Here is a 16635-nt window from a genome sequence, read left to right on the forward strand (position 1 = left end):
GCGCTGTGCTTCTTTGTACCGTCACTCACCGCGCGGCGGGAAGTACACACCGAGCCCGCCCTCGCCCGCGACGAGCACCGTCCGATCGTGCAGGGCGCTCGCCCGGGGCAGCGCGTCGGGGAACGGCATCGCACCGGTCGCGACGACGTCGCCGGGGAACACCGTCACGTCGACGAGCTCCGCGCTCGCGAGCGGCGCGCCGAGCGCGTCGGTGCCACCCGCGACGAGCAGCAGGCCCTCACCGAACGACGCGACCGCGGCATCGGCGCGCGCGCGGAAGAGCGGCGGAGGCGCGGGCGAGACGCGCTCGAGCGCAGGGCTCCGCTCGGGACGCAGCACCCAGAGCGCGACCTCGTCGGTGACCGCGCCCGCGACATCACGACCCCCCGCGAGGAGCACGAGCCCGGTGCCCACGACCGCGGCGACGCGTCCGGTGCGCGGCACGTCGAGCGCGACGATCGAGGGCGGCTCGACGCCCTCGGGATCGATCACGATCGCGCGCGCGTCGTCGAGCATGAGCGCGCGCGTGACGTCGCGATCGGCCGAGCGCGCAGGCACGACGAGCACCCGCGCCGAGGCGGTCGGGGCTCCGACGTTCGCGAGCGTGGTGACGACGTCGCGCGCGTCGATGCGCAGCACGTCGCCGTCGTCGCGCCACGCGATCACGCCATCGGGCAGCGCCGCCGCCGCGATCACCACGCCCTCGAGCGCGAGCTCCTCGCGCGCGCCGAGCGCGTCGAAGCGAGTGAGCCCCGACGCTGCGCCGCCGAGGGCCCACGTGTCCTCGCCGAGCGCGATCCACGCCGCGCCGGCGCGCTCGCTCGGCACCTCGGCGATCACCTCGAGCGCGGCGCCGCCCTGGGGATCGTGCGCGCGGTACGCGAGCAGCGCGTGGTCGGTCGCGATGCGCGCGCCGTCCGCGGTGGGCGCGATTAGGCGCGGCGGTGCGTCGAGCGTCCCCTCGAGCGGGGTCGCGAAGCGTCCGAGGGTCCCGATCAGGACGTCGGGATCACGCGGCGGCGGCGCGTCGTGGCGCGGATAGTCGAACGGGAACGAGCGACCACGCGCGAGCACGATCTCGCCGAGCCGCGCCTCGACGCGGATCGCGAGGTCGGTGCCGAACGGGAGATCGCCGAGCTCGAGCGCGCTCGCGTCGCGCGGAACGCTGCGCTCGGTGCCCGCGATCACCACGCCACGTTGCTCGAGCGCCACCACCAGCGCGTCGGCCGACGAGAACGGCGCATCGGGCGGCGCCCCGTGCACCCGGAACGCGAGGGTGGGCGCGTCGGGCGCGCATCCCAGCGCGAGCATCACCAGCGCGGCGAAGATGGGCCTCATCGCTCGATCGTCCCGCGCGCGTCGAAGCTCGTCGGGGTGCCGCCCCCGACCACGACCCCGATCACGACCGCGATCACCGCGCCCACTGCGAGCGCGCTGCCACCGACGATCCACGGCACGGGATCGAAGTCGTCGCCCACGATCACCTCGGGTGCCCGCAGCGACGCGACGATCGCGTCGGCGGCCGCGCTCGGCAGGGCATCGCGCGAGACCCGCGCGTGCGCGACGCGATCACCCTCGCGCGCATCGAGCCGCAGCGCGTCGCGATCGAGGTGCAGATCGACGATCACCGGCTCGAGCCCCAGCGCGCGCCCCGCCGCGACGATCAGCTCGTCGCTCGCGTCGTCGGAGGCGAGCACCGCTGCGGGATCGATCTCCAGCGCGAGCTCGATCCGGGTCGGCCCCTCGATCTCCACCACCCGCGCCGCGGCGCGATGGTGCGGTGCCCGCGCGCGCACGACGTGCACGCCCGGCGCGACCGTGCTCTCGCGCGACGCAGGTGCTCCGTCGAGCTCGATCGTCGCGTCGTCGCGCGTCGTGACGATCAGCGGGACCAGCGCGCCCTCACGACGTCGGGCATCGATGCGAGCGAGCAGCGGCGGCGGGTACCGCGCGGGATCGGGGGCGAGCGCGGGATCGATCGCCAGCGCGCGATCGACCGCGGCCTCGGCGCCCGCGTCGTCGCCCAGCGCGGCGCGCGCCATCGCGAGCAGCAGCCATGCGTCGATCCGCGCGTCGCGAGGAAGGCCCGCGCCGGTCGAGTCGACCCGCGCGAGCACGTCCTCGAGCTGCGCCGCCGCGGCGTCGGGGCGCAGCATCTGGTACTCGCGCTCCGCGGCCTCGAGCGCCTCGTGCTCGTCGGGCTCGGGCGCGATCGGCGGCGGCAGCGTCGCGCGCTCTCCGCGCGATCGCAGCGCGTCGGTGACCGCGATCGCGATCGCATCGGCGCGCGGATCGCCGCGCACCACGATCACCCGCTCGCCAGTGCCAGCGCTGGCACTGGACTGCGCCTCCACGCGCGACGCAGGTGCGATCGCCGCGCAGACCAGGCACAGTGCGAGGGGAGCGTGGATCGCGAGCGCACGTCGGGAGCGGTATCGCCGTCGGGCCCGCGCAGGCTCGGGCGCTACGTGCTGCTCGGCGCCGTCGGTCGCGGCGGCATGGGCGAGGTGGTGCGCGCGCGTGCCTTCGGCGCCGGCGGCGCGACGAAGGATCTGTGCCTCAAGCGAATCCATGCAGATCGGCTGTCGAGACCGGGCGCGCTCGAGCGGTTCGTCGACGAGGCGCGCCTCTCGCTCCGCCTCGCACACGCGAACATCGTAGCGGTGTTCGACTTCGGCCGCGCCGGGGACGAGCACTACCTCGCGATGGAGTGGGTCGACGGCGCCGATCTGCGCTCGATCCTCGGTGACGCGAGCGCGCAGCACGAGCCGCTTCCGCCCGCGGTCGCGGCGCACGTCGCGGCGGAGGTCGCGCGCGCCCTCGCCTACGCGCACGGCCTCGGCGTGGTGCACTGCGACGTGAAGCCGGCGAACGTGCTGGTCGCGCGCACCGGTGACGTGAAGCTCACCGACTTCGGCGTCGCCACCGCGATCGAAGCGGAGCGCAGCGGCGGCACCCGCGGCTATCTCCCGCCGGAGCGCGGCGTCACGCCCGCGAGCGATCTCTGGGCGCTGGGGCTCGTGCTCGGCGAGATGCTGCTGCTCGACGCGATGCCCGAGCGCGCCGACGAGGTCGCAGCACGTGCCCCCGAGGCGCTCGCGCCGATCCTCGCGCGGCTGCTCGATCCCGATCCCACGCGTCGCTTCCACGACGCATCGGAGGTCGCGCGCGAGCTCGAGTCGTACGTCGCGCGCGCCCGTGCGAGCGACGGGATCGCGCCGCGCGACGTGCTCGCATCACGCGCCGACCGCGTCGCGGACTCGCGCCACGAGACCCGCGCCGAGGGCACCTTCGAGGCGAGCGCGAGCTGGGCCCGCGACGGCGAGACCGCGTTCACCGCGCCGACCGTCGCGACTGCGAGCACGCGCGCCAGCGACGCCCCGCCCGATCGCCGTCGGGCGCGGGGGATCGCCGCGCTCCTCGGCCTCGTCGTGATCGGCGCGATCGCGATCGCCAGCTTCGCGCGCGACACGAGCCCCCGCGAGGGTGCCCCCCAGCCCGTCGTCGTGGCCCCGCCGGCGCCCGTGACGATCGCCCCGGCCGCGCCCGCCGCGATCGAGCCCGCCCCCGAGGCACCGGAGCCCGCGCCCGTCGAGGACACGCCGCCTCCCCGCGCGCGCACGACGCGCCGCGATCGCGAGCCCGCGCCCGTGCCCGCCGTGGACGCCGAGCCCGCGCACCTGCGCATCAACGCGATCCCGTGGGCCGAGGTCACGCTCGACGGCCGCTCGCTCGGCACCACGCCGCTGCTCGACGTCTCGATCGCGCCCGGGCACCACACGCTGCGCTTCGTGAACGCACCGCTCGGGGTCGAGCGGGTCCGCGAGATCGACGTCGCGCCCGGCGAGCGCCGCGATCTCGTGATCGACCTCGAGTAGCGCGTACGCGCGTTGCGCCCTGTGCAATCCGTTGCGCAGTCGCGCTCCCGATTTCCCGGGAGAACGCGCAGGCACGCGACGTTTGCCAGGGACGCGCCAGGAGGCTCGATGCGACGAACGTTCTGCGCGTGGATCGTGGCGACGATGGCCCTCGCGGCATGCGGGGAAGACGGTGGAGGCGGCGCGCTCGCGTGCCCGGCCGACGACTGCATGTGCGCCGATGGAGCGTGCCGGTGCAGCGACGGCACTGCGTGCGACTGGACCGGCGTGACCGGGTGCGGCGCGGCAGGTGACGGATGCGTGCTCTCGTGCGAGGCGAGCGCGAGCTGCGCCGCGACGTGCGGCGCGAACTGCAGCGCGACGTGCGCGCCGGGCGCCGAGTGCGGCGTGATCGCGGGCGCGAACGGCGACGCCCAGTGCATGGGCTCGACCTGCGACGTGGTGCTCGGTGACAGCAGCGCCGCGACCTGCACCGACGCGACCTGCGAGATCGTCGCCCAGGGCAGCCACGACGCGGACTGCACGCGCTCCGAGTGCACGATCACCGCGGAGGAGAGCGCGTCGATCGAGTGCCGCGATCAGTCGACCTGCACCGCGACCGTGAGCGAGAGCGGCAGCGTCTCGTGCGTCGAGGGCTCGAGCTGCGACGTCACGTGCACCGGTGGCTCGTGCTCGGTGAGCTGCCGCGGCGAGGGCACGACGTGTCGCCTCGCGTGCGCCGACGAGTCGTGCTCGGTCTCCTGCAGCGAGGGCGCGACGTGCGCGATCCGCTGCGACGGCGAGAGCGCGTATCGCGACGTCGAGGGCGGTGGATCGTGCTGATACGGACGATCGCGGCGACGCTGGTGCTGCTCGCTGCCGTGGGCTGCGGTGATGGCGGTGTCGGTCCCGAGGGCGACGTCGTGGGCGGCAGCTGCACCGCCGACGGCGCGTGCGCCGGCGGATCGCGATGCCTCGTCGAGAGCGACTTCCCGGACGGCACCTGCACCGTCGACTGCACGTCGCAGGACGACTGCCCGGGCGGCAGCATCTGCGTGCAGGAGAACGGCGGCACCTGCCTGCTCGCGTGCGAGGCCGCGGACGACTGCCGCGACGGCTACGCCTGCGTGGAGAAGAGCCGCCTCGGCGCCCCCGACGGCGCGCTCGTCTGCATGAGCTAGGGCCGCCACCACCGAAGCCGACACGCGCGAATCCGATCGCGTCACCCGCGGCAGCGTCGTCGTGCGGGTCCGTAGACTCGCCTCGCATGAAACAGCTCGTCGCGTTCGTCCTCGCCGGTGGCGTGGTCTTCGGCATCGCCACGTCGTTGTCGGTCGGCCTCTATTGGCTCGCGCCGATCGTCCCCTGCTACGTCACCGAGAGCAGCCCCTACGGCGGCTACGGCGGTCAGCGCGAGGATCTGTGCACCGGAGAGCAGGTGCACTCGTACTCGTACGGACCGGTGCAGTACAGCGAGCGCCACGAAGCGCGACGCGTGCACATCGTGCTCGCGCTCGGCACCCTCGGCGCGAGCGCGTTCGCGGGGCTGCTCGCGGTGTCGCTCGTCCAGCGCATGGAGCGTCGTCGCAAGGCGGCGAGCCCGGCGCCAGACGCGCGACGCGCCGCGTGATCGTTCACTCGACGACGCGCTGGAGCCGCTCGGTGAGCGACGACTCGGGGAAGTCCTCGCGGAACTCGAGGTAGCGCCGCTCGACCTCGTCGGTGCGTCCGAGCGCGGCGAGCGCCTCGATCGCGTAGACCTCGCGCTCTTCGCGCAGCGCGCCTTCGGGGAACCGCGCGCGGTGCTGATCGAGCAGCGAGAGCGCCACCGCGGGCTCGGTCGCGATCATCCCGCGCGCCTCCTGCACCAAGCGCATCTCGGCGGCGAGATCGCTCAGCCGTCCCTCGCCCTCCGCGCTGGCGCGCTCGGGACGCGCGCCCGGCGCCAGCGTCGGCACCGCGGGCAGGTTCGGCACGAAGCCCTCGGGCAGCGGAGGCTCGCCCGGAGGCGGCTCGCCCGACGGACCGAACGGCATCCCCGGCTGATCGAGCGCGAGCGGCTCGGGCGCGGGATCGGCGTCGCCGCTCGAGAGCCAGTCGACCAGCCCCACGACCGCCGTCGCCAGCGAAGCCACGAGCAGCCCGCCCCAGATCCAACCCTGCCTGTCGCGCCGCTCGCTCACTCGCGCCGTCTACCCCAGGTTCTTTCGGCGCGCGAACCAGAAAAGAAATCCCCTGGCCCGCCGCGACAGGAGGGGGGGAGGGAGCGGCGGGCCAGGGGCGCGCAGAGCAGGGGGCTCCGCGCCGTTCGGTTGGGAGGCGACTTGGGAACCCGCGCGGCGTTTCCAGTCTTCCCGTTCGCGGAGCCCGTGCGCCTGCTCAAACGGGTAGGCCATTCGAGCACACGGAATTCGCGTGATTTCCGGCCAAAGAGAAAACCCCCGGTCGATCGCAGTCGCGATCGACACGAGGGCTTCTCTCACACTCGACGACTCACACCCTCGCTCACGAGGGTGCCAGTCCGTCGCTCAGTGGAACTGATCTTCCTCGGTCGAGCCCTTGAGCGCCTTCGTCGAGCTCTGGCCCTGCGACACGATCTCGCTGATCACGTCGAAGTAGCCGGTGCCGACCTCGTGCTGGTGCTTCGTCGAGGTGTAGCCCACCGACTCGGCCGCGAACTCCTTCTGCTGGAGCTCCGAGTAGGCCGCCATGCCGCGCTCGTTGTAGTCGGCGCTGAGCATGAACGTCGAGTAGTTCTGGACGTGGAAGCCCGCGAGCGTGACGAACTGGAACTTGTAGCCCATCGCGCCGAGCTCCTTCTGGAACTTCGCGATGGTCGCCTCGTCGAGGTTCTTCTTCCAGTTGAACGACGGCGAGCAGTTGTACGCGAGCATCTTGTCGGGGTTGTCCTTGAGGACCGCCTCCGAGAACTGCTTCGCGAGCTTCAGATCCGGAGTCGAGGTCTCCATCCAGATCAGGTCCGCGATCTTCGCGTACGCCTTCGCGCGCGCGATGCAGGGCTCGATGCCCTGCTTGACGTAGTAGTAGCCCTCGGCCGAGCGCTCACCCGTGCAGAAGGGCTTGTCGCGATCGTCGATGTCGCTGGTGAGGAGCTTCGCGCTCTCGGCGTCGGTGCGCGCGATGAGCACCGTCGGGACGCCCGCGACGTCCGCCGCGAGACGCGCCGCGAGCAGCGAGCGCTCGAACTGCGCCGTCGGCACGAGCACCTTGCCGCCGAGGTGGCCGCACTTCTTCTCGCTGGCGAGCTGATCCTCGAAGTGGACGCCCGCGGCGCCCGCCTTGATCATGTTCTTCATCAGCTCGTACGCGTTGAGCGGGCCGCCGAAGCCGGCCTCCGCGTCCGCGACGATCGGAAGGAAGTAGTCGCGGCCGGTCTTGCCCTCCGACCAGTCGATCTGGTCGGCGCGCGAGAGCGCGTTGTTGATGCGCTCGACGAGCTTCGGCACCGAGTCGGCGGGATAGAGCGACTGGTCGGGATAGGTGTGGCCCGACGTGTTCGCGTCCGCCGCGACCTGCCAGCCCGAGCAGTAGATCCCGTCGAGGCCCGCGCGCGCCATCTGCACCGCCTGGCCGCCGGTGAGCGCGCCGAGCGTGCGGACGAAGGGCTTCTCCTTCATCGACTTCCAGAGGCGACGCGCGCCCTTGTCGGCGAGCGTGTACTCGACGCGAACGGAGCCGCGGAGCTTGAGGACCTGCTCCTCGGAGTAAGGGCGGACGACGCCCTTCCAACGAGGATCGCTGAACGAATCGGTGTCCTTCTGGATCGGATTGCTCACGTCGGTTCTCCTCTCAGGCTCGGCTCTCGCGAGGGGCATCGGGCGAATGCCGGAGCTCCTCGTAGGCAGGAAGGGTCAGGAACTCGATCAGCGGGCTCTCGGTCGAGACCCGCAGGAAAATGCGCTTCGCGTCCTCGAAACGGCCGGACTTCACGCGCTCGACGCCGATCTCCGACGCGATGACCTTCATCTCTTCGTCGATGATCTTCGCGACGAGCTCGCGCGTGACCTTGGTGCCGTCCTCGAGCGCACAGCCGTGCTGGACCCACTGCCAGACCTGCGTGCGCGAGATCTCGGCGGTCGCGGCGTCCTCCATCAGGTTGTAGAGCGGGACTGCGCCACTGCCCTTCAACCACGCTTCGACGTACTGGATACCGACCAGCACGTTGTGCTTCAGGCCCTCGAGCGTCTTCGGGCCCTGGGGCGCGGCGATCAGATCGGCGGCAGTCGGACTCCAATCCGCCTGCTTGCCACTCTCGATCTGATTGGCGCTCTTCATGTGCTCGTCGAAGACCTTCTTCGCGACCGGCACCAGCGCGGGGTGCGCCACCCACGTGCCGTCGTGTCCGTCGGTGACCTCGCGGAGCTTGTCGGCGCGCACCTTCTCGAACGCGCGCTCGTTCTCCGCCTCGTCGCCCTTCACCGGGATCTGCGCCGCCATGCCGCCCATCGCGTGCACGCCGCGGCGGTGACAGGTCTTGATCACGAGGCGCGAGTAGGCGCGCATGAACGGCTGCGTCATCCCGACCTGCGAGCGATCGGGGAGCACGCGCGTCGCGTCGGTCGCGTGGACCTTGATGTACGAGAAGATGTAGTCCCAGCGACCGCAGTTGAGGCCCGCCGAGTGCTGGCGCAGCTCGTAGAGGATCTCGTCCATCTCGAAGCAACCGGGCAGCGTCTCGATCAGGCAGGTCGCCTTGATCGTGCCGGCCGCGACGCCGAGCTTCTCCTGGGCGCGGAGGAACACGTCGTTCCACACGCGGGCCTCGAGGTGGCTCTCCATCTTCGGCAGATAGAAGTACGGGCCACTGCCGTTCTCGAGGAGACGCTTGGCGTTGTGGAAGAAGTAGAGACCGAAATCGAAGAGCATGCCGGGCACCGGCTTGCCGTCGACTTCGACGTTCTTCTCCCAGAGATGGAATCCGCGCGGACGAACGAAGAGGACCGCGGTCTCGTCGTTGAGGCGATAGCTCTTCGCGCCGCTCGAGAACGAGATCGTGCGCGCGACGGCGTCGCGCAGGTTGACCTGGCCCTCGATGCAGTTGTCCCAGGTCGGCGCGTTGGCGTCCTCGAAGTCCGCCATGAACACGCTCGCGCCCGAGTTGAGCGCGTTGATGATCATCTTGCGGTCGACGGGACCGGTGATCTCGACGCGACGATCGAGGATGTCCTTCGGCAGCGGCGCGCACTTCCAGTCGCCCTCGCGGACCTTCTTGGTCTCGGCGAGGAAGTCGAGGCGCTCGCCCCCTGCCTCGGGAGACCGGGCGAAGCGCGCGTGACGCTCGGCGCGGGCCGCGAGGCGCTCCTCGATGCGCGGGCGGAACGTGCGGACGAGATCCGCGACGAACTCGAGCGCAGGGCGCGTGAGGATGGCAGCGCGATCTCCCTCGATCGTCGAACCGAGGACGCGCACGCCGGCGGGCATGTCGAGTTGCTCTGTCATCGACCTCTCCTGCTCGCGAGCCGGTGCGGCGTTCTGCTTCACACGTTGACGCTGGTCAAGCTGTAAAGTGCGTCAATCTTGTAAATGACGCGTTGCGCTAGGTTTTTCGCCACAATTTTCTCAGCTTGTTGAGTCGTCGAGCCCGGAAAACGCACGGCCCACGGCATCGACCTGCGCCCCGTGCCGCGTCCCGCAAGCGGTGAAGTTGTAAACGACTTGTTGATCGCGTTTGATGCGGGGCGACGGGCCTTGTGGAGCGTGGCCGCGCGCGCCAGGTTCGCGGCATGACGGGGGCGAGCGGGTTCGTGGTGGGCGCGACCGGGCTGACGGGACGCCACGTAGTCACGCGATTGGTGGCACGAGGGCACGGAGCGATCGCGCACGTGCGTCCCGACTCCCCATCGCTCGAGACGTGGCGCACGCGCTACGCGGAGCTCGGCGCGAGCGTCGACGCCACGCCCTGGGACGAGGCCGCGATGCGCACGACGCTGATCGCACGAAAGCCGACGTGGGTGTTCGGGTGCCTCGGCACCACGCGCGCGAGGGCACGCGAGGCAGCGCGCGCCGGCCGCGACGCGAGCAAGGAGAGCTACGACGCAGTCGACGTCGCGCTCACCGAGATGACGATCCGCGCCGCGAAGGACGCGGGGGTGCAGCGCTTCGTGTACCTGTCGTCGATCGGCGCGGGGGACGGCGCGCAGAACGCGTACCTCGCGGCGCGCACGAAGGTGGAGAAGACGCTGCGGGAGAGCGGCCTGCCGTACACGATCGTGCGGCCCTCGTTCATCGTCGGGGATCGCGACGCGCCGCGCGCGGGCGAGAACGTGTTCGGCGCGATCGCCGACGCGGGGCTGGGCCTCGTGGGCGCGCTCGGCGGCGCGAAGGTGCGCGATCGGTATCGCTCGATCACCGGCGAGCAGCTCGCGCAGGCGATGGTCGCGATCGCCGAGGACCCGAGCTGGCGCGATCGAGTCGCGGACGGCGTCGACCTGCAGCGCCTCGTGAGGTGATCACTCGTCGCCGTCGGCATCGCCGCGGGTGGGCGTCACCTTGCGCTTGGAGAAGCGCTTGATCTCGACCTTGCCTGCGGGCGCGCCCTTCGGCTTCGAGACGTCCGACACCCGGCACACGTGCACCTCGACGCGCGGCGCGCCGCGCGCCTTCGAGTACCAGGCCGCGAGCTGAGCCGCGCGCTCGACGACCGCGTCGGGCGGATCGCCCCGCTCGGGGCTGCGCACGACGACGTGACTGCCCGGCGTTCCTCCGCCGACGTGCAGCCAGAGATCGCGCTTCTTCGCGACGTGGAACGTGAGGTGATCGTTGTCCTCGTCGGCGCGCCCGACGAGCACCTCGATGCCGTCGATCACGAAGGTTCGGTACGGCTTGCCGCGGCTGCCCATGATCGGCGCGAGCATGACGCGCGGCGACGCGCGGAGCATCGCATCGATTCCGTCGAGCAGGCGCGCGAGGCCGAGCTCGAAGACCGAGTCGAGCTCGACGTCGAGGCGCGGCGCCGCGATCAGGCGGGCGAGCGTCGGGTACGAGCCGCCCTCGAGCGCTGCGTCGAACGAGGGCTCGCGCTGCGCGATCCACTCGTCGTTCGTCAGGCCGCTCGTCGCCTCGGCCTCGAGCTCGGCGTCCACGCCGATCGCGACGCCGCGCACGAAGCTCATGAGCACGAGGTACGTGCGCATCATCTCTCCGGGATCGAGCCCGAGCCCGTCGATCGCGCGCAGCACCGACTCCGCGAAGCGCATGCCGTTCGGGAGCATCTGGGGCCGGGTGATCGAGAGCGCGCGCACGAGCCACGGATGCGCGCGATGGAGCTTCCACTGCGCGCGCAGCGCGAGCTCGAGATCGGCGCGCCACGCGCCGGACGGTGCGCGCTCGGGGAGCTCGGCGAACGCGGTGTCGATCATCGCGAGCAAGAGCTCGTCCTTGCTGGGCACGTGGCGGTAGAGCGACATCGCGGGCGCGCCGAGCGCACCGGCGACGCTGCGCATCGAGACCGCATCGAGGCCCTCGACGTCGGCGATCCGGATCGCCACGCGCACGATGCTCTCGAGCGCGAGCTCGGTATCGACGCGCGATGCCCGAGGTCGTGATCGACCGGCGACGATGGTCCCGACGCGCGGCTCGGCGCGGACGAGCCCCTCGTGCTCGAGCGTCGCGATCGCGCGGGTCGCGGTCGCGAGCGCGACGTCCCACCGGCGCGCGAGCTCGCGCATCGAGGGCAGGCGCTCCCCGGGACGCAGGGCGCCCGAGGTGATCTTCTTGCGGAGGTCGGCCGCGATGCGGGCGTAGGGCGGAGTCACTCTGTCCTAGTACAGCTCGGGACGTGGCGCCGAGGCGCCGGAGGGCATGGAGAACCACGATCCGTGCGGGATCTGTTCTATCACAAGGATCCGGTGATGCGTTGACCTCGCGCGGGCGGAGCGCATCCTCGGCGCGATGCGTACGTCGTACGAGCTTTCCATCCGCGATCTGTTCACCCGTCGCGCCCCGGTGCGGATCGACGCGCCCGACGGGATCGACTTCGCGGGATTCGTGTCGCTGGGAGGGATCGAGCAGTGGATCTCGGTGCGCGGCGACGACGTGCGCAATCCGGTGCTGGTCATCGTGCACGGCGGGCCGGGCGCGGTGACGTCGATCTTCACGCCGCGGCTGCGGGCGTGGGAGCAGCGCTTCACCGTGGTGCAGTGGGATCAGCGCGGCGCGGGCAAGACGTTCGGGCGTCACGGCGCGCAGGGCGAGCTCTCGCTCGCGCGGCTCGCCGAGGACGGCATCGACCTCGCGCTCCACCTGCGGGCGCGGCTCGGGCACGAGAAGGTGATCGTGCTCGGCAGCTCGGCGGGGAGCGCGATCGCGCTGCAGATGGTGCGGCGGCGGCCCGAGCTCTTCCTCGCGTACGTGGGCGTCGATCAGAACGTCGGTGACCCCGACGGGCTCGGGCAGCGGCTCGCGATCGACGCGCTGCGAGCGAGCGGGAACGTGCGCGGGGTGCGCGAGCTCGAGCGCATCGGCGCCGATCCTTCGCGGTGGAGCCGGGACGACTTCGATCGTCGCAACCGCATCGTCGCGGGCGCGCGCACCGGGGGGCCCGACATGATCACCCAGGTGACGCTGCCCGCGATGTTGTCGTCGCCGCAGCACGGCTGGGGCGATCTGCTCGACGTCACGCGCGGCCTGCGGTTCTCGCTCGATCGGCTGCACGCGGAGGTCGCGACGTTCGACGCGCGCGCGGGTGGGACGCGCTTCGAGCTGCCGGTGATCGTGCTGCAGGGAGCGCACGACATCGTGACCCCGCACGCCCTCGCGGAGCGCTTCGTCGCGGAGATCGACGCGCCGTACAAGGCGTTCGCGACGATCGAGGGCGCGGGGCACCTCGCCGCGTTCGCGTTCCCCGAGCGCTTCCTCGATCAGCTCACTCGCGCGTGGCGCGGATCAGACGCTCGGTGATCTCGAGCACCGGCTTCTTCGAGCGTGTCTCGCGCGCCCAGTCGTACGAGCCGGTGTCGTCGTCGATCGCGAAGCCATGGGCGCGCAGCAGCGAGTGCATCTCGGGCGTGCGCATCGCGCCGACGAGCGGCTCGCCGAGGAACGCGAACGCGCGCTTCACCGCGGGCAGGAGCAGCGCGGGGACCCGCACGTGCTCGGACGTGAGATAGGTGACGAGGAGCACCGAGCCCGGCGCGGAGCGCGCGGCGATGGTGCGCAGCGTCGCGTCGATGGCGTCGCGATCGAGGTAGGGCGTGACGCCCTCCCAGAGCCACACCGTGGGCGCGCTCGTGTCGTGGCGATGATCGTCGAGCTCGCCCTCGAGCTCGCCCCGCGCGAAGTCGACCTCGACGAAGCGAACCTCGCGCGCGAGGGGCTTCACGTGCTGGAGCTTCCGCGTCTTGATGCGCTGGCTCGCGACCACGTCGACCTCGAAGACCACGGCGCGCGAGAGCTCGGACAGGCGCCACGCGCGCGCGTCGAGGCCGGCACCGAGGATCACGAGCTGGCTCTTCGCGGGCTCCTGCGTGAAGAGGTCACGCAGCGCGCGATCGATCGCTGCGGTGCGCAGCGCGACGTGATCGAGGAGGCCGCCCGAGAGCACGCGCGCGACGGTCGGCGCGCGAGCGAGCACGTGCGGCGCGAGCGCGAGCGAAGGCGGGAGCAGCGACTCCGCGATCGGATCGCGCACGTCGTGCAGGGCATCGGCGCTGGTCGCGATCGCGCGCAGCAGGGCGACGCCCAGGGCGGTTCGGCTCGCTTCGCCTTCTCGCATGCGCCGCGATTGTGGCGCTTCGGGATTCACTCCGCGAGCGCCGGCGCGTCGACCGCGGCCTCGGGGGGAGGCTGCTCGTCGCGCGGATGCGCGAGCACCGCGACCAGCGCGAGCCCGGCCGCGATCGCGCCGCCCCAGAACAGCGGATCGAGCGCCTCGCCGAGCGCGTCGATCACGCCCGGCTGCGCGAGGACCACGTCGCGGCCGTCGGGATCGAGCAGGCCGCTCACCACCTCGGGCGAGAGCGCACGACCGAGCCGCGCCGCGAGCACCGCGCCGAGCGCGCCGACGCCGAGCGCGCCGCCCATCGTGCGCGCGAACATCGTCGCGGCCGTGACCACGCCGCGCTGCTCCCAGCCCACGCTCGCCTGCACACCGATGAGGATCGCGGTGTTCGCGAGGCCCATGCCGAACCCGAACACGAACATCGAGGCCGCGAGCGCGAGCGGATGCGCGCGCATCGTGACCAGCGGCGCGAGCGCGACGAGACCGACCGCGGAGAGCAACGCGCCGAGCCACACCGGCTTGCGATAGCCGGTGCGCACGAGCATGCGGCTCGTCATCGCCGACGCGATCGGCCAGCCCACGAGCATCGGCGCGATCACGAGGCCCGCCTCGGTGGGCACGCCCAGCAGCACGCCCTGCACGTGGAGCGGCAGGTACGTGAGCACGCCCATCATCGCGACGCCGAGCAGGAACGACGCGATGGTCGTCACCGCGATCAGCCGGCGGGTCATGAGCGGGATCGGGAGCACGGGATCGCTCGCGCGGCGCTCGATCACGACGAAGAGCGCGATCAGCGCGACGCCCGCGATCGTCATGAGAACCGGCGCGACGCGCGACGCCGCGAGGAGCAGCGCGAGCGAGGCGAAGAGAATGGTCCCGGCGCCCGCCAGGTCGAGGGGCGCGCCCGCGCGCTCGCGCGGCGCTTCGCGATACGCGAAGGCGAGCACCAGCGCGGCGGCGATGCCGAACGGGAGGTTGATCAGGAAGATCCAGCGCCACGTGGTGGTCGCGACGATCGCGCCGCCGATCAGCGGGCCGCTGATCCCCGCGATGCCCCACACCGCGCCGAAGAAGCCCTGCACCTTGCCGCGCTCGGCCGGCGTGTAGAGATCGCCGATCACGGTGAGCACGATCGGCTGCACCGCGCCCGCGCCGAGCCCTTGGAGGCCGCGGAACACGATGAGCTGCTCGATCGACGTCGCGAGGCCGCTCGCGAGCGAGCCCGCGAGGAAGAGCGCGATGCCGAGCAGGAGCACGGGCTTGCGGCCACGACGGTCCGCGAGCTTTCCGTAGAGCGGGACGGTGACCGTCGACGCGAGGAGGTACGCCGCGCCGACCCAGCCGTAGAGGCGGATGCCGCCGAGCTCGCTGATCACCGTCGGCATCGCGGTGGCGACCACCGTCGCCTCCATCGCCGCCATGAACATCGAGAGGAGGAGCGCAGCGACGGTGAGCGGACGATTCGACGGTTTCACGGCGAGAGCCGTTATGGAGCACGGCGGCCGGAATGACAGGGAGAAAACGGCCGTGCTGGTGTGGTCAGTGCGAGCGACGCAGCTCGGCGCACTGCGCGAAGCCGCCGCCACTCGCGGTCGGCGCGCCGCGGACCCACACGCACGAGAACATCACGCCGCGGCACCGCGCGATCCAGGTCTCGACACCGTTGTCGCGCTCGAGGCTGGCGAGCTCCACCTCGGCGGGCATGCAGCCCATGAATCCCGCGGAGATGCGCTGGTGATGATTGGCGCCGCTCGCCTGCCCGTGCGCGTCCGTGCTCACGAGCGCGAGCGCGAGGCCCACGATCGCGAGGCCGAGCCTTCGCTTGGTCATCCGCTCTTCTTCTCGAACTCGCGCATGAACGCGACGAGCTTCTCGACGTCGCCGAGGCTCACCGCGTTGTAGATCGACGCGCGCACGCCGCCGACCGAGCGATGGCCCTTGAGGCCCACCAGCGATTCGGCCTTCGCCTCGCTGAGGAACTTCTTCTCGAGCTCCTCGGTCGGCAGTCGCCACACCACGTTCATGATCGAGCGCGACGCCTTCTCGACCGGCGCGCGCCAGAAGTCGGGCGATGCGTCGATCGTGTCGTAGAGCAGCTTCGCCTTCGCCGCGTTCTCCCTCGTGAGCGCCTCGATGCCGCCCTGCTGCTCGAGCACGCGCAGCGTGTTGCGCATCACGTAGACCGAGAACGTCGGCGGCGTGTTGAAGAGCGACTCGCTGTCCGCGAACGACTTGTAGCGGAAGATCTGCGGGATGTCGGTGCGCCCGCCCGCGATCAGATCCTTGCGCGCGATCACGACCGTCACGCCCGAGGGCCCGACGTTCTTCTGCGCGCCCGCGTAGATCAGCCCGAACTTCGACACGTCGATCGGGCGCGAGAGCAGATCGCTCGTCATGTCGGCGACGAGCGGCACGTCGCCGACGTCCGGATAGCTCTGCCACTGCGTCCCGAAGAGCGTGTTGTTCGACGTGATGTGCACGTACGCCGCGCTCGGATCGAACGCGAGCTCGTCCTTCGTCGGGATGCGGGTGAACTTCTTGTCCTTCTCGGTGCTCACCACGACGCGCGCCTTCGCGCCCGCCATGTTCCCGAAGAGCACGGCCTCCTCGTGGGCCTGCTTCGCCCAGGTGCCGGTCACGACGTAGTCCGCGCTCTTGCCCGCGTGCAGCAGGTTCATCGGCACGATCGCGAACTGCCCGCGCGCGCCGCCCTGCATCAGCAGGATGTCGTGGGACTCGGGCACGCTCAGCATCCGTCGGAGCAGCTCGATCGCCTCGCGATGCACCTTCTCGTAAGGCGGCTCGCGGTGCGAGTGCTCGAGGAGCGACATGCCCGTGCCCTCGAAGTCGATCAGCTCGTCGCGCGCCTGCTCGAGGGCGGCGAGCGGGAGCGCTGCGGGTCCGGCGTTGAAATTGACGACGCGAGCCATGATGCGCGCAGCGTAGCGTCGGGCCCGGCACCGAGGAAGGGCCGCGCGTCACGGCACCGCTGGCCAGCCAGGGCGTTGCTCGTTCCTCGAAGGGCGGGTGAGAATCGCG

At 71.6% G+C, this 16635-nt stretch carries 16 protein-coding genes; 6 read left to right on the forward strand and 10 right to left on the reverse strand.

Going from position 1 to position 16635, the window contains the following annotated elements; genetic code table 11:
- Positions 1 to 21: 21 nt before the first annotated feature.
- Together I5071_RS34390 and I5071_RS34395 are read right to left on the reverse strand one after the other, a co-directional pair.
- On the reverse strand, positions 22 to 1338 hold the full coding sequence (locus I5071_RS34390; RefSeq protein WP_236517539.1) for a hypothetical protein: 1317 nt from the start codon (positions 1336 to 1338) through the stop codon (positions 22 to 24).
- Positions 1335 to 2312: a hypothetical protein gene (locus tag I5071_RS34395; protein WP_236517541.1), complete on the reverse strand. Its 978-nt coding sequence runs from the start codon at positions 2310 to 2312 to the stop codon at positions 1335 to 1337. Before I5071_RS34395 ends, I5071_RS34390 begins: the two co-directional genes overlap by 4 nt.
- Positions 2313 to 2405: 93 nt before the next feature.
- Between I5071_RS34395 and I5071_RS34400 the strand changes: the two genes are divergently transcribed.
- From I5071_RS34400 to I5071_RS34415, 4 genes are all read left to right on the forward strand, one after another.
- A complete protein-coding gene (locus tag I5071_RS34400) occupies positions 2406 to 3878 on the forward strand; it encodes a serine/threonine-protein kinase (RefSeq protein WP_236517543.1) in 1473 nt (490 codons plus the stop codon).
- Between the two features lie 108 nt (positions 3879 to 3986).
- The gene (locus I5071_RS34405; RefSeq protein WP_236517544.1) at positions 3987 to 4700 is read left to right on the forward strand and encodes a hypothetical protein; all 714 of its coding nucleotides are present in this window, start codon (positions 3987 to 3989) and stop codon (positions 4698 to 4700) included.
- Positions 4694 to 5038: a hypothetical protein gene (locus tag I5071_RS34410; RefSeq protein ID WP_236517546.1), complete on the forward strand. Its 345-nt coding sequence runs from the start codon at positions 4694 to 4696 to the stop codon at positions 5036 to 5038. The genes I5071_RS34405 and I5071_RS34410 overlap by 7 nt, the downstream gene beginning before the upstream one ends.
- An 86-nt stretch (positions 5039 to 5124) precedes the next feature.
- Positions 5125 to 5487: a hypothetical protein gene (locus tag I5071_RS34415; RefSeq protein WP_236517549.1), complete on the forward strand. Its 363-nt coding sequence runs from the start codon at positions 5125 to 5127 to the stop codon at positions 5485 to 5487.
- Positions 5488 to 5491: 4 nt separating this feature from the next.
- Here I5071_RS34415 and I5071_RS34420 read toward each other — a convergent pair whose 3' ends face one another.
- The 3 genes from I5071_RS34420 to aceB all read right to left on the reverse strand — a co-directional run bounded on the left by I5071_RS34420 (position 5492) and on the right by aceB (position 9317).
- Positions 5492 to 6040, reverse strand: a complete 549-nt coding sequence (locus I5071_RS34420) for a hypothetical protein (RefSeq protein WP_236517550.1) — start codon at positions 6038 to 6040, stop codon at positions 5492 to 5494.
- 345 nt (positions 6041 to 6385) lie between these two features.
- The gene (aceA, locus tag I5071_RS34425; protein ID WP_419249610.1) at positions 6386 to 7693 is read right to left on the reverse strand and encodes an isocitrate lyase; all 1308 of its coding nucleotides are present in this window, start codon (positions 7691 to 7693) and stop codon (positions 6386 to 6388) included.
- On the reverse strand, positions 7668 to 9317 hold the full coding sequence (gene aceB / locus I5071_RS34430) for a malate synthase A (RefSeq protein WP_236517553.1): 1650 nt from the start codon (positions 9315 to 9317) through the stop codon (positions 7668 to 7670). The genes aceA and aceB overlap by 26 nt, the downstream gene beginning before the upstream one ends.
- A gap of 284 nt (positions 9318 to 9601) precedes the next feature.
- On the opposite strand from aceB, the gene I5071_RS34435 reads away from it, so the two are divergent.
- Positions 9602 to 10327: an SDR family oxidoreductase gene (locus tag I5071_RS34435; RefSeq protein ID WP_236517554.1), complete on the forward strand. Its 726-nt coding sequence runs from the start codon at positions 9602 to 9604 to the stop codon at positions 10325 to 10327.
- Here the strand turns inward: I5071_RS34435 and I5071_RS34440 are convergent, their stop codons facing one another.
- Positions 10328 to 11632, reverse strand: coding sequence for an NFACT RNA binding domain-containing protein (locus tag I5071_RS34440; RefSeq protein WP_236517555.1), 1305 nt, complete (start codon positions 11630 to 11632; stop codon positions 10328 to 10330).
- A 136-nt stretch (positions 11633 to 11768) separates the two neighbouring features.
- Between I5071_RS34440 and I5071_RS34445 the strand changes: the two genes are divergently transcribed.
- The gene (locus tag I5071_RS34445) at positions 11769 to 12776 is read left to right on the forward strand and encodes an alpha/beta fold hydrolase (protein WP_236517557.1); all 1008 of its coding nucleotides are present in this window, start codon (positions 11769 to 11771) and stop codon (positions 12774 to 12776) included.
- On the opposite strand, the gene I5071_RS34450 is transcribed toward I5071_RS34445, so the two are convergent.
- From I5071_RS34450 to serC, 4 genes are all read right to left on the reverse strand, one after another.
- Entirely contained in the window at positions 12742 to 13590 is an 849-nt protein-coding gene (locus I5071_RS34450) for a class I SAM-dependent methyltransferase (RefSeq protein WP_236517559.1), read from the reverse strand. The genes I5071_RS34445 and I5071_RS34450 overlap by 35 nt on opposite strands.
- Before the next feature lie 26 nt (positions 13591 to 13616).
- Positions 13617 to 15071, reverse strand: a complete 1455-nt coding sequence (locus I5071_RS34455) for an MDR family MFS transporter (RefSeq protein ID WP_236517560.1) — start codon at positions 15069 to 15071, stop codon at positions 13617 to 13619.
- Positions 15072 to 15135: 64 nt separating this feature from the next.
- A complete protein-coding gene (locus tag I5071_RS34460; RefSeq protein ID WP_236517563.1) occupies positions 15136 to 15426 on the reverse strand; it encodes a hypothetical protein in 291 nt (96 codons plus the stop codon).
- Positions 15423 to 16526: a 3-phosphoserine/phosphohydroxythreonine transaminase gene (serC, locus tag I5071_RS34465; protein ID WP_236517565.1), complete on the reverse strand. Its 1104-nt coding sequence runs from the start codon at positions 16524 to 16526 to the stop codon at positions 15423 to 15425. The genes I5071_RS34460 and serC overlap by 4 nt, the downstream gene beginning before the upstream one ends.
- Positions 16527 to 16635 lie beyond the last annotated feature (109 nt).

Source organism: Sandaracinus amylolyticus (assembly GCF_021631985.1).
Lineage (GTDB): Bacteria > Myxococcota_A > Polyangia > Polyangiales > Sandaracinaceae > Sandaracinus > Sandaracinus amylolyticus_A.

Bases quoted from the DNA above. Each gene is read 5' to 3' on its own strand.
- aceA (WP_419249610.1), bottom strand. From the start codon at position 7,693: ATGCCCCTCGCGAGAGCCGAGCCTGAGAGGAGAACCGACGTGAGCAAT.
- serC (WP_236517565.1), bottom strand. From the start codon at position 16,526: ATGGCTCGCGTCGTCAATTTCAACGCCGGACCCGCAGCGCTCCCGCTC.
- I5071_RS34460 (WP_236517563.1), bottom strand. From the start codon at position 15,426: ATGACCAAGCGAAGGCTCGGCCTCGCGATCGTGGGCCTCGCGCTCGCG.
- I5071_RS34450 (WP_236517559.1), bottom strand. From the start codon at position 13,590: ATGCGAGAAGGCGAAGCGAGCCGAACCGCCCTGGGCGTCGCCCTGCTG.
- I5071_RS34390 (WP_236517539.1), bottom strand. From the start codon at position 1,338: ATGAGGCCCATCTTCGCCGCGCTGGTGATGCTCGCGCTGGGATGCGCG.
- I5071_RS34415 (WP_236517549.1), top strand. From the start codon at position 5,125: ATGAAACAGCTCGTCGCGTTCGTCCTCGCCGGTGGCGTGGTCTTCGGC.
- I5071_RS34445 (WP_236517557.1), top strand. From the start codon at position 11,769: ATGCGTACGTCGTACGAGCTTTCCATCCGCGATCTGTTCACCCGTCGC.
- I5071_RS34405 (WP_236517544.1), top strand. From the start codon at position 3,987: ATGCGACGAACGTTCTGCGCGTGGATCGTGGCGACGATGGCCCTCGCG.
- aceB (WP_236517553.1), bottom strand. From the start codon at position 9,317: ATGACAGAGCAACTCGACATGCCCGCCGGCGTGCGCGTCCTCGGTTCG.
- I5071_RS34435 (WP_236517554.1), top strand. From the start codon at position 9,602: ATGACGGGGGCGAGCGGGTTCGTGGTGGGCGCGACCGGGCTGACGGGA.